This is a genomic window from Sphingobacteriales bacterium, from assembly GCA_012517435.1.
Lineage (GTDB): Bacteria > Bacteroidota > Bacteroidia > CAILMK01 > JAAYUY01 > JAAYUY01.
Map to the genome: position 1 here is coordinate 1 of JAAYUY010000059.1, position 11,798 is coordinate 11,798.

An 11,798-nucleotide genomic window follows, 5' to 3' on the forward strand; every position below is an offset into this window, starting at 1 on the left:
TGCTCATCCGGTGAACCAAGTTATTTGAAAATTTCCAGCGATAGGCAATGATAGAGGTCAGAGGGGCTTCAAAATCAAGTTTTTTTACGGAAAGGATATTGTCGCGGTAATCCCGGATCAGATGGATGAATCTTGCATCAGGGAAAATATGATAGATTTTTTTAAAGAAAAGTGAATAGATAGGGTTTTTATCCCCCAGAAGAAGAATGTTTTCTTTCGGAAAAAAGGAAGGAAAATGAAGGTACAAAATTTTTATTGCTGATTGAAAATCAAGATGTTTACGAAATTTCAGGAGTGAGTCCAGCAGTGCTTCCCGGTCAATGTTCCATCGGTCAAATTTCCGGGTGGAAAAAAGGTCGTTGATAAAACGGTGAATATGCTGTTCCGACCATGATTTCAGTGGAAGATATTTCGAAGAAAGCTGAAGGATAACAGGACTTTCAAAAGGGATGATGACGTTGGGATGGGCATCAAAAAGAGTGGAAAGCAGGGTAGTCCCTGAACGGGGCCGCCCGATGATGAAAAAAAAGGGCAGTTGTTTAATTTTTTCTATGTCCTCAAAACGATATGCCATGTCGGTTAATTGTCTCAGAAATAACAATCATTTCGTTGGCAAAATAAATCAAAGTTTTCAATGCAGTAATGCTTTAAATTTTATTTTTGCCATAAATTAAACATTTAGCTACAGGTGAAAATACCATTTAACCGGCCATATTTTACAGGAGAAGAAAAAAAATTTATCGGGGAAGCGATCATGCAGGGAAAGATTTCAGGTAACGGACTTTTTACACAGAAATGCCAGTCGCTCATGGAAGAAAAATTTGGATTTCATAAATGCCTGCTGACCACCTCCTGTACAGATGCGCTTGAAATGACGGCTTTGCTGCTGAATATCAGGGAAGGCGATGAGGTCATCGTTCCTTCTTTTACTTTTGTTTCAACCGCTCTTGCCTATGCAGTCAGAGGTGCCAGGGTGGTCTTTGCCGACAGCCTTCCCACACATCCCAATATTGACCCTGATTCGGTCAGAAAAAGAATAAGCAGCCGGACAAAAGCCATAGTGGTGATGCATTATGCCGGATTCCCCTGTCAGATGAATGAGCTGACGGAGCTGGCTGAGGAACATAACCTCATGATCATTGAAGATGCAGCTCATTCGCTCGGAATGACCTTTAACGGAATTTATCTCGGGAACTTCGGACAAATGTCTGCCTTTTCATTTCACGAAACCAAGAACATTCATTGCGGAGAGGGTGGATGCCTGATCGTTAATTCACCGGATTTGGTGGAGCGTGCCGAGATTCTTTGGGAAAAAGGCACCAACAGGGTAGCTTTTGGCAGGGGAGAAGCCGACAGTTATGAATGGAAGGATTTAGGTTCTTCCTTTCTTCCTTCCGAGATTTCTGCCGCATTTTTATATGCTCAGCTTCTTCATTTTGATGAAATTCAGCATGCCCGGCATAGCGTCAGGCAGAAATATATTTCACTGTTGCAGCCATTAGCAGAAAAGGGGAACATCAGCCTGCCGGAAACGGAGCCAAATGCCGGATTTTTTTATCTGTTAGCCGGCAACAGGGAAGAAAGAGACGCTCTGTTGAAATATTTGAACGGACAGGGTATTCAGTCGGTATTTCACTATCTGCCATTGCATAAAAGCAGCTTTGCCGTTCAGACCTATGGAGACAGCTATCTGCCGGCAGCCAGTCGGTATGCCGATTGTATTATACGCTTACCTTTCTTTAATGAATTGAAAGATAACGAGATAGAGTATTGTTGTGAAAAGATTTCCGCTTTCTTTTCCTGAATCACTCAGTACAGTTTCTGACGCTTGATCAGAAAGTTTTGAAGCACCTGAAAATACCCGTCATGAATATCTGCTTCGATCATATCAATCTGATACTGAAGGCATTTAACAGCCAGTTTGTTTTTGAGTTCCTGAATATGTTTTCTGTAAATTTCCCTGTATTCGTCAGGGAACAAATCAACTTTCTGATCGGTTTCCATGTCTGTGAAGCGGAAAGGACGGTTTTCAAAGTCGAACTCAATTTCTTTCCGTTTATCGGTAACATGGAAAAGGATGATCTCATGCTTTTTGAATTTCAGATGTTGAAGGCCTGAAAAATAATCTTTTTCATTTGTCTGATTTTCAAACATATCGCTGAAAATAATCACCATCGAACGCTTGTGAATGGTTTCAGCTATCTGATGAAGTACTTCGGCAGTGGAGGTTGTGCGGTTGAGTTCAAACCCGGAGACCTTGTTTTGCAGGCTGTTGAAAAGCAGTTGAAGATGGGCGTAGCTGGAGCGGGCAGGGTAATGTTCATCAATTTTGTCGCTATATAAAGTAAGTCCGGTTGCATCACGTTGATTACGAAGCATATACAATAGTGAGGCGGCTGCATAAGCCGAAAAGGTAAACTTATTGTATTCAGGAGCCGGATAAAACATGGAAGATGACATATCGATGACGATCTGACAACGAAGGTTGGTTTCTTCTTCATATTTTTTGACAAAAAGCTTATCGGTTCTGCCATAAAGTTTCCAATCGATATGCCGGGTTGATTCTCCCGGATTGTATTGCCTGTGCTCTGCAAATTCAACAGAAAAGCCATGAAAAGGGGACTTGTGAAGGCCTGTAATGAAACCTTCCACCACATAACGGGCAATAAGCTCAAGCTTGCCCAGATGTTGCATCAGGGCAATATCGAAATAGCCGTTTTTGACCGGCTTGGGTGTCATTTTATTTTACAAATAGGGTTGAAGCTTGCTCATCAGCATCGGCTTGGGAACTGCTCCGACTATCTTGTCAACTACTTCTCCGTTTTTGAAAACCAGCAGGGTAGGGATGTTGCGGATGCCGTATTTTCCGGCTATCTGATTCTCATTGTCAACATTTACTTTTCCTACTTTCAGCTGTCCCTGCAGCTCCGTAGCCAAAGAATCGACTATGGGAGAAATCATTCTGCATGGTCCGCACCATTCAGCCCAGAAATCGACCAAAACAGGAATTTCGGATTTAATTACCTCGTTTTCAAAATTTGCAGATGTTAATTCTAATGCCATTATTGTAAACTTTTTTGTTTGAAGAAATCTGTTTTAATCAAATCAAATGCCATATAATTCTAATTGATGGTATATGTCAGATGTTCAATTTTTTCAAGTTCACTGAAAAATTCATTGGAAGCATCAATCCTGAGCTTTTCAGGGCTGAGTTCCAGTTTTATCAGGGAATTGTTGCCGTTCATTGCATTAAAAACAAAGACAACCTGAAATTTCCCCGGAAATTGTTTGAATAATTCAGTGATTTTTTGTGTGAGTTGCGGGGTCAATGCAGCCAGATAAACGAAAATATTGATTTTCTTAAGCATTTTTTCCCTGACATCGCTCAGCAGCATAATTTCTGAAATATCGTAATACAGGGCTATCTGCTCTTTGCGTTGCTTTACCATTCCCTGAAGAAATATTTTGGTCCCGGGTTGAATTAAATGCCTGTATCTCAGGTATTTTTCCTGAAACAGAATAAAGCGCATGCTTCCCGAGAAATCTTCAATTGTAAATGAACCAAAAGGCTCTCCCTTTTTATTGTACCTTTCAGTAAACTCAATCACCATGCCGGCTATTTTAAACACTTTGTTTTTGAAAAGCGCCTGATTTTCGTCAAGATTAACCAGATTGGTATTGACAAAGTGCTGAAATTCAAGTTGATATTCGTTCAGCGGATGTCCTGATATATAAAATCCGGTAACTTCTTTCTCTTTGACAAGGACTTTTGTCAGTGGCCATGGTTCGCAGTCGGGTGGAAGCGGTTTTTGAATGCTGACAATTTCCTGTTCACCGAAAAGTGTCATCTGAGAAACATTTTTAAGCTCTTTGGTTTTCTGTCCATAGCGTATCAGCCGGTCGATGAAGGTAGTGTCGTCATTGTCTTCCGTGTGAAAATATTGTGCGCGGTGAATTTTGCCAAAGGAATCGAAAGCTCCTGCCAGTGCAAGGCTTTCAAAGGTCTTCCTGTTTACGGTTCGTAAATTTATTCTGGAGGCAAAATCATAAATATCCCTGAATGGTCCGTTTTCATTTCTTTCCTGAACGATGGATTCAACTGCGGCTTCACCCACCCCTTTAACGGCATTGATCCCGAAGCGGATAATGTTATCGGCTACGACTGTAAATTTTGCATCTGATTCGTTGATGTCGGGGCCTAATACTTTGATTGACATCCTGTTGCATTCGGAAATATATTGGTTTAACAGGTCGGTGGTGTTCATGTTGTGGGCAAGGGTGGCTGCCATAAAATGGGCAGGATAATGTGCTTTAAAATAGGCTGTCTGATAGGCCAGTATGGAATATGCAGCTGCATGAGACTTGTTAAATCCATAATTGGCAAAGGTTTCCATGAGTTCAAACAACTTTTCAGCCTTGTGGGCATCAATGCCATGAATTCTTGCTGCACCCTCAATAAACTCCGGTTTCATCTTCATCATGGTATTTTTGTCTTTTTTGCCCATGGCTTTGCGTAAGATGTCGGCATTGCCAAGTGAAAAACCAGCGATGATTCTTGCACATTGCATGATTTGCTCCTGAAAAACAAGGATCCCATACGTGGGTTTCAGCACTTCTTCGAGTGATTCGTGAGGATATGCAACTTTTTCAATCTGATGTTTACGGTTGATGTAGGTAGGTATCTGATCCATGGGGCCCGGGCGGTAAAGTGCATTCATGGCTATCAGATCATCTATGGAATTGGGTTTCAGGTTCTTCAGATTATTTCGCATTCCCTCCGATTCAAACTGGAATATGCCGTTGGTTTGTCCCTGCCTGAAAACATTCATGGTTGCTTCATCATCAAGCGGTATTGCATCGATATCTATTTTTAAACCGAGGTTTTTTTCAATACTGTTGAGTGTGTCTTTAATAATGGTAAGGGTTTTCAGACCAAGGAAATCCATTTTCAGCATGCCGACAAATTCTGCATGCTCGCCTTCATACTGGATGACCATCAGTTCGGAGTCTTTGGCATTACTCAGGGGGACATGCTCTTCAAGCGGGTTCCTTCCGATGATAACGCCACAGGCATGGGTTCCGGTCGAACGGATAGAGCCTTCAAGCTCTTCAGCAAATTTGAGAGTTCTTTGCACTAATGGGTCTCCCTGTTCCCGCTCTTTGCGGAGTTCGGGAGAAGCTGCATAGGCATCTTTCAAAGATTTGATTTCAGCTTTTGCCGGAACGAGTTTGGCCAGCCGGTCGGATTCGTTTAAGGGAAGTTTTAATACTCTGGCTACATCCCTGATTGCCGAACGTGAAGCCATTGAGTTAAAGGTAACGATCTGGGCTACTTTGTCGAAACCATACTTGTCAACCACATATTTAATGACCTTTTCCCTTCCGTAATCGTCAAAATCGACATCGATATCGGGCATGGAAATTCGTTCAGGATTTAAGAAACGCTCAAAAAGTAACTGATAACGTATGGGGTCTATGTTTGTGATTCCCAGACAATAAGCAACAGCTGAACCGGCAGCTGAGCCTCTTCCGGGTCCTACCAGAACGCCCATTTCCCTTGCTTTGTTGATAAAGTCCTGTACAATCAGGAAATAGCCCATGTATCCAGATTTCCTGATCTCGTTCAGTTCATATTCCAGTCTTTCCTTAATTTCATCACTCATGTCGGGATAGCGCCTTTTGGCTCCTTCATAGGTGAGGTAGCGGAGATATTCCATTTCCTCGGAAAAACCTTCCGGTAATGGAAAAACAGGGAGTATGACGGAAGATTTAAGGTCGTAGCTTTCGATTTTTCTGACAATCTCCTGTGTGTTTTCAATGGCTTCGGGAATATCTTCAAAGAGGGTCAGCATTTCTTCCCTTGTCTTGAAATATTCGTTTCCGGTATATTTCATGCCGTCCTTATCGTCCTGGTCTTTTCCCGTGTTGAGCCAGACAAGTATCCGGTGGGCTTCAAAATCTTCTTTGTTGGTAAAATGCACATCGTTGGTGGCTATCAGCTTGATGTTATATTTTTTTCCGAGTCTGATCAGTTCACGGTTGACAATTTCCTGTTCTTCAATGCCATGACGCATCAGCTCGAAGTAGAAATCTTCACCAAAAATGCTCAGGTATTCTTCAATGACTCTTTCGACTTCCCGAATATTGTTTTTAATGATAAGTTTGGGAATTTCACCTCCTAAGCAGGCAGTGGAGGCAATGAGTCCTTCTCCGTATTTTTTTAACAGTTCCTTGTCGATGCGTGGGGTGTAGTAAAAGCCATCACGGAATGCTATTGAGCTGAGCTTGACGAGATTATGGTATCCTTTCAGGTTTTTTGCCAGTAATATCAGATGATAACCGCTTCGGTCTTCTTTCAGGTTTTTGTCTTTGCGAAGATGGGAGTGATGGGCAACATACATTTCACAGCCGATGACGGGCTTTATGTTAAATTGTTTTGCCTGTTTGAAAAAATGAACGACACCATACATATTTCCATGGTCGGTAATGGCCATGGCTTCCATACCATCATCTGCAGCTTTCTTCATCAGTTTGGGAATAAAGGCTGCTCCATCCAATATGGAATATTGCGTATGCAGGTGCAGATGGGTAAATTGCATCATGATTGTTCTTGCTTAAATTAATCCTTGTAAAAGCTTCAGAAAGCTGAATTAATCCATGCCGAAAGTTACGGTATGCCTTTTTTATGATAATGAATTGTTGAAAAATATTGTCCACAGCTCTGTGAGAAAGAACAGAAACATCATGTTTTCAATGACTTACGGGAGTCGGTAACTCAAAAGCTCCAGGTCAGGCCTGCACTGGGTAAAATCGGTAGCTGGTCAACCCTTTTGGCTGTAATCCTGTCGAAATAAAAGATATTGTGGCGGTTATAAACGTTTGCTACACTTACATTTGCTTCGATTGAGTGATTTTCCGTTTTCCAGGTCTTTTTGAGAGAAATATCAAGGCGGTGATAGCTGGGAAGTCGTCCCTGATTGGTTTCGGCATATAAAATACCAAGGCTGCCATTGGTTTTGGTATAATCTTCATTGATACCTCCTGAGAAATCGAGCAATTCGTAAAATCCCTGCGTCTGGGTAAAAGGGAAGCCCGATCCAAAATTCCAGCGGACAGAGATTTCAAAAGGATTTTTATCGCCCAAAATATAATTTCCGAAAATCTGAACATTGTTTCGTCTGTCCCAGTGTGGGGTATAGGTTACGATTCCGTCATAGCGGTTGACATAGCTTAAACCATAGACTATCCAGAGATAAAAGGGCTTTTTGTCGTAAGTATATAGAAAATCAATTCCATAGGCCTCACCATTTTCAATAATAAAGTCAACACGCTGATATTCAGGTTTATGCTGGTATTCGGGGGTGTTGTCAAATATTTTATTCCTGTTGATGTTGGTCAGTTGGTCGAAGTTTTTGTAATAACCTTCAATGTTGATAGAAGAAGATTCATTCAGGTCGATTTCGGCTCCGGCAATGGTATGGGTAGCCATCTGAAGCCGCGTGGTTACTTTTTTTCCGTCAAAATAATTGGGGATGTCATCAGGAGCAGACAAAAAACCATAGAAGAAATTGACCACATCACGGTCGGAGAAGGAAGAGATGAAATTCTGGGAATATCTGCCAGCTGCAAACTTAAAGCGAAGAGTTTCGGTAATATTGTATTTTATCCCGATGCGGGGTTCAAAGGAAGTTTCCTGAAGCGATGCATAATATTGAAGACGGAAACTTGGCAGAATGATCAGGTTTTTATAAATCTTTTTGTATTTGATGAACCCGGAGATATTGGTGGTGTTGTTCTGGTCGTAAATTTTTCTGCCGGCAGAATTATAATATTGCAGTTCGGTTTGAAAACCTGAAAGGTCGAATCCAAAGCGGAGGAGATCTTTCCCGAAATAATAGGAAAACTTCATCCCGCCTTCAAATCCGCCAATGCTGCTGTATCGGGGCTTGTTGTCTGATTCAGTCTGATTAATTCGGTAATAGGAATAGGATAAATGTCCGTCAATAATGGTAAAGGAGCCTGTAGGGACGAGTAAAAACTGGGTGCCTGCGCCAAAGGAATTCCAGTCGTAAACGGTTAAATTTTTAAAATTGACCTTGTCGTTAAAATTAAAGCCAAATATTTTCAGATTGCTGCCATCGGCAGAATTAAGCGTTATTTTGCCATACAGATCGTTAAAAGAATAAGGCATGCCGTTGCTGTCGGCATAAGGATAAAGGTAAGGAGCGGTTTTGTCGAGAAAACTATTTCGATATGTCAGTAAAAAGTTTGAATTTCCTTCATTTTCCCTGAATTTTTTGATAGGGCCGCCCAAGATCATTCTTGCCATAAAAGGACTGAGTCCGGCTTTGCCTGATATTCTGGTTCTGTTTCCATCTATCGTATTGATGTCCATTATTGCTGAAATCCTGTCGCCATATTCTGCATCAAAACCTCCGGAATAGACATCTATATTTTTAATCATATCAATGTCGAAAACGCTGTACAGTCCGATAGAATGAAAGGGATTATAGATAGTCATGCCATCCAGAAGAACTTTGTTTTGAATAGGCGTACCGCCACGGATATAGATTTGCCCGCCACGATCTCCGCTGGTGATAACGCCCGGCAAAATCTGTATAAACTGAGCCAGATCGGGTGTACTTCCGATAGTGGGTAATTTGAGTATTTCAGAAGGGGTAATCTTAATTTTTGAAATCTGAACCTGTGTAACCGACTCTATCTTTTTGTCTGTTATCTCCACTTCTCCGAGTTTTATGGCAGAAGGTGTCAGATAAAGGTTTTTGGACACAACGGCATTTAATCCAATTGAAATTTCAGTTTTCAGGGTATCATAACCTAAATAGCTGCAAACAAGGGTATAATTTCCGGGTTTAATCTTTGAAATGCTATAAAAACCGTTTATATCGGTTGCCGAGCCATAGGTAGTCCCCAGTAAATAGACATTGGTGAATATAATGGGTTCTCCTGTATTTTTATCGTAAACAAATCCCCTGATTTCATTTTTCTGCGACAGAGAGGAGCTTATCCATGAAAAAAACAGGATGATGACTGTAAGTGAGTATCTGAAAATTTTCATTTTGTCTGAAAAAACAAGGTTTTAATTAGGGTTTCAAAGGTAGGACGGAGCGCTGAATAATACCGAATAAATTTTGCCGTTGTCTGTATGAATGAGTAATTATGACTTTTGTCTGTATAGCCATGTTACTACTTCGGCCAATGTTTTCAGAATCTGAAAAATGATAAGGACAGACATGTTGGCAAAAAATTCATTTCCTGAGAGGTAAGTTGTAAGAAAAACCATTACAGCCACCAGAATGGTAATATGTATGGGAAGTATCTGAAAGAAAAACCCGTAAACAAAACTTTCCTGTCTGGGCTCGACCTGAGTCTCTGTTTTTCTCGAAGAAATTATGTCGATAAAATAATAGACTGCAAAAACAATGATGCCTGTTGCAACTGGCATTAAGTGGTATGAAAATGTTTTTACGATTAAAGGCAGCACAATTCCAAGAAAAACAGCATATACGGCATGAAATACAATGATAAAGATGAATAAAAAGGCGACCAGGGTAGTTTTTCCTGCTGCTGTATTGGGATTAATATCAGCCTGATTGTCAACCTGAAAATGAGGTGTCCGGATAATTTTTACGCAGGATGAAATCCCGATTAAAATACTTTGTCCCCAGTAAATCCACAGGCTTGTCAGAAAAGACTCCCGGTACAGGATGATAAGAATTATAGTAAGTAAGTTACTGATAACCAGTCCGGAAAGTTCACTGTTAAGTAAACCGGAAATTGAATTTGTTTTCAAAGTTTTCTGTTTCATCATCCCGGTAAAACAAAATGCTGGCAAAAATATCAGGAACTACGTTGATTGTTGAACATTTTTAGTTTTAAAGCCTTTTCTGTCCATTTTTCCCCATTGCTTTTTCCCTCTGAAGTAGTCAATATTTCCTTTTATTGCCCAGAAAACCACCAGAGGATGATAGAAAAAGGGTTCAAGAAAAGCAGTGGCAAGTTGTTTGAGCAGTTCACCCTGTCCCGTGTATTTGTTAAACGAAATTTCGCTGAAAAATATTGACCAGATGGAGAATCCGACCGCGAAAGAATAGATGAAAAATAGCATAAGTAAGAAGAATGGCCATGAGGTCATGCCGAGGATACTCAGGACAGTGAAGTAAGTCAGTCCGAAAATTTCCATGATGGGAGCCAGCCATTCGAAGAAAAACCAGTAAGGATAGCTGAACATTCCCATCAGTTTATATTTTGGGTTGAAAAATAGCTTACTATGTTTAAAAAGTGTTTCGATAGTGCCACGTGTCCAGCGGTTGCGTTGTTTGCCAAGCACTTTTAAAGTTTCAGGAGCTTCGGTCCAGCAAAGCGGGTCAGGAATATATATCACAGAATATTTTTCGCCCTTGTCTTCAAGGTAACGTCTGACACGTACGATCAGTTCCATGTCTTCACCCACCGTTTCGGTGCTGTATCCACCGCATTCGACAATCACTTGTTTGTTGAACATGCCGATGGCACCTGAAATAAGCAGAAGACCGTTAAGTTTTCCCCATGCCATACGTCCGAGCAGAAAAGCACGGTTGTATTCAATGCTCTGAAAACGTGCAAGCCATTTTTCCGGAAAACGAACCTGAATGACCTGCCCTTTGTCAATAATGCATGAATTGGCAATATGAATCACGCTTCCCGTTGCAATGACTGTCTTATCTGTCTCTTCGAGGAAAGGTTTTACCAGTTTGCACAGGGTTTCATTATCGAGAATACTGTCCACATCAATGACGGTGAAAAGAGGTTTTGATGAAATATTAATGCCTGCATTCAGGGCATCTGCCTTTCCTCCGTTCTCTTTGTCAATGACTATCAGACTCTTTTGGGATAATTTTGACGATTTGTAAACCCCTCTGATGGGTTGTGTCGGAATGTGGTAGTCAAATGCCATGTTTACCTTTTCCAGCTTGAAATGGTTTATGACTTTTTCAAGGGTATCGTCTGTACTGCCGTCATTAATGATAATAACCTCAAAATCATGATAAAACAATGATAATAAGGCATTAATGTTTTCGATGATGGTCTTGCTTTCATTGTAAGCAGGGGCTATCACCGAAACCCCGGGGGCAAAAGGTGAACTGATGATGTTGTGATAATTGGTAAATGTAGATTTTTTGACATACTTTTTCAGGGCAAAATAGGAGATAATGGCCAGCAGCATATAACTGCTGATAATCATAAACCCGAAGGAGAAGAAGATAAAGTTGAAAATATGCTGCAATATTTCGAAAAATTCACGCATGCTTAAATCCTTTTGTCATTTAAATGATTTCTGATTTGTAAAACTTCTTCATCTTTCCGGGCAAATTTTTCGATGATGAAATTGCCTGTCGCTCCGTATGATTTCAATGCCTTCGCTGTTTTGAATTTCAAGGTGAAGGTATCGGCTTCTGACAGTATTTTTTCAAGAAAAGGGATATTGGCCGGACTGCTCATTTTTGCCATGGCGTCCAGTATTTCCAGTTTTAAGGTTTCATTGGTGGTTTGTTTGTATTTTTCAATCAGATAGGGGGAACATTCGTCATATTCGAAGGCAGACAGACATCTGATGGCATATTTCTGAACTTCTTCATCGGGGTGATTAATGATTTGTTCAACTTTTTCTATGGCACTGATTTGCTTGAAGATGGCAATCATTTGCAGACAGAAAATGACCACACTGTGATTGTCTGAATTCAACCATGTCGAAAATTCGGGAATCTTGATCGGGTGATGGGTGATCAGGTAATGAA

Annotated in this window: 9 protein-coding genes; 1 reads left to right on the forward strand and 8 read right to left on the reverse strand. The window is 40.8% G+C overall.

Translation table 11 applies throughout. The features are described from left to right. Positions 1 to 574: sulfotransferase (locus GX437_03590; protein NLJ06735.1), on the reverse strand; the 574-nt coding region annotated here is incomplete at its 3' end. 114 nt (positions 575 to 688) lie between these two features. Here GX437_03590 and rffA point away from each other — a divergent pair. Further along, a complete protein-coding gene (rffA, locus tag GX437_03595) occupies positions 689 to 1,804 on the forward strand; it encodes a dTDP-4-amino-4,6-dideoxygalactose transaminase (GenBank protein NLJ06736.1) in 1,116 nt (371 codons plus the stop codon). Between the two features lie 5 nt (positions 1,805 to 1,809). On the opposite strand, the gene GX437_03600 is transcribed toward rffA, so the two are convergent. The 7 genes from GX437_03600 to GX437_03630 form a co-directional block, all read right to left on the reverse strand. Next, positions 1,810 to 2,739, reverse strand: coding sequence for a DUF58 domain-containing protein (locus tag GX437_03600; GenBank protein NLJ06737.1), 930 nt, complete (start codon positions 2,737 to 2,739; stop codon positions 1,810 to 1,812). Positions 2,740 to 2,745: 6 nt separating this feature from the next. Beyond that, positions 2,746 to 3,063: a thioredoxin gene (gene trxA / locus GX437_03605; protein ID NLJ06738.1), complete on the reverse strand. Its 318-nt coding sequence runs from the start codon at positions 3,061 to 3,063 to the stop codon at positions 2,746 to 2,748. A 59-nt stretch (positions 3,064 to 3,122) separates the two neighbouring features. Further along, the gene (gene dnaE, locus GX437_03610; protein NLJ06739.1) at positions 3,123 to 6,602 is read right to left on the reverse strand and encodes a DNA polymerase III subunit alpha; all 3,480 of its coding nucleotides are present in this window, start codon (positions 6,600 to 6,602) and stop codon (positions 3,123 to 3,125) included. 173 nt (positions 6,603 to 6,775) lie between these two features. Next, complete coding sequence (locus GX437_03615) at positions 6,776 to 9,079, reverse strand: TonB-dependent receptor plug domain-containing protein (protein ID NLJ06740.1); 2,304 nt, start codon at positions 9,077 to 9,079, stop codon at positions 6,776 to 6,778. A 99-nt stretch (positions 9,080 to 9,178) separates the two neighbouring features. After that, entirely contained in the window at positions 9,179 to 9,814 is a 636-nt protein-coding gene (locus tag GX437_03620) for a hypothetical protein (GenBank protein NLJ06741.1), read from the reverse strand. Between the two features lie 54 nt (positions 9,815 to 9,868). Beyond that, positions 9,869 to 11,308 carry a glycosyltransferase gene (locus tag GX437_03625; GenBank protein ID NLJ06742.1) on the reverse strand — a complete coding sequence of 480 codons (1,440 nt, stop codon included), beginning with the start codon at positions 11,306 to 11,308 and terminating at the stop codon, positions 9,869 to 9,871. A 2-nt stretch (positions 11,309 to 11,310) separates the two neighbouring features. Next, a partial coding sequence (locus tag GX437_03630) for a HEAT repeat domain-containing protein (protein ID NLJ06743.1) occupies positions 11,311 to 11,798 on the reverse strand: 488 nt, incomplete at its 5' end.

Excerpts from the sequence above, each read along its gene's own strand:
- GX437_03600 (NLJ06737.1), bottom strand. The coding sequence starts at position 2,739 with ATGACACCCAAGCCGGTCAAAAACGGCTATTTCGATATTGCCCTGATG.
- trxA (NLJ06738.1), bottom strand. The coding sequence starts at position 3,063 with ATGGCATTAGAATTAACATCTGCAAATTTTGAAAACGAGGTAATTAAA.
- dnaE (NLJ06739.1), bottom strand. The coding sequence starts at position 6,602 with ATGATGCAATTTACCCATCTGCACCTGCATACGCAATATTCCATATTG.
- GX437_03615 (NLJ06740.1), bottom strand. The coding sequence starts at position 9,079 with ATGAAAATTTTCAGATACTCACTTACAGTCATCATCCTGTTTTTTTCA.
- GX437_03625 (NLJ06742.1), bottom strand. The coding sequence starts at position 11,308 with ATGCGTGAATTTTTCGAAATATTGCAGCATATTTTCAACTTTATCTTC.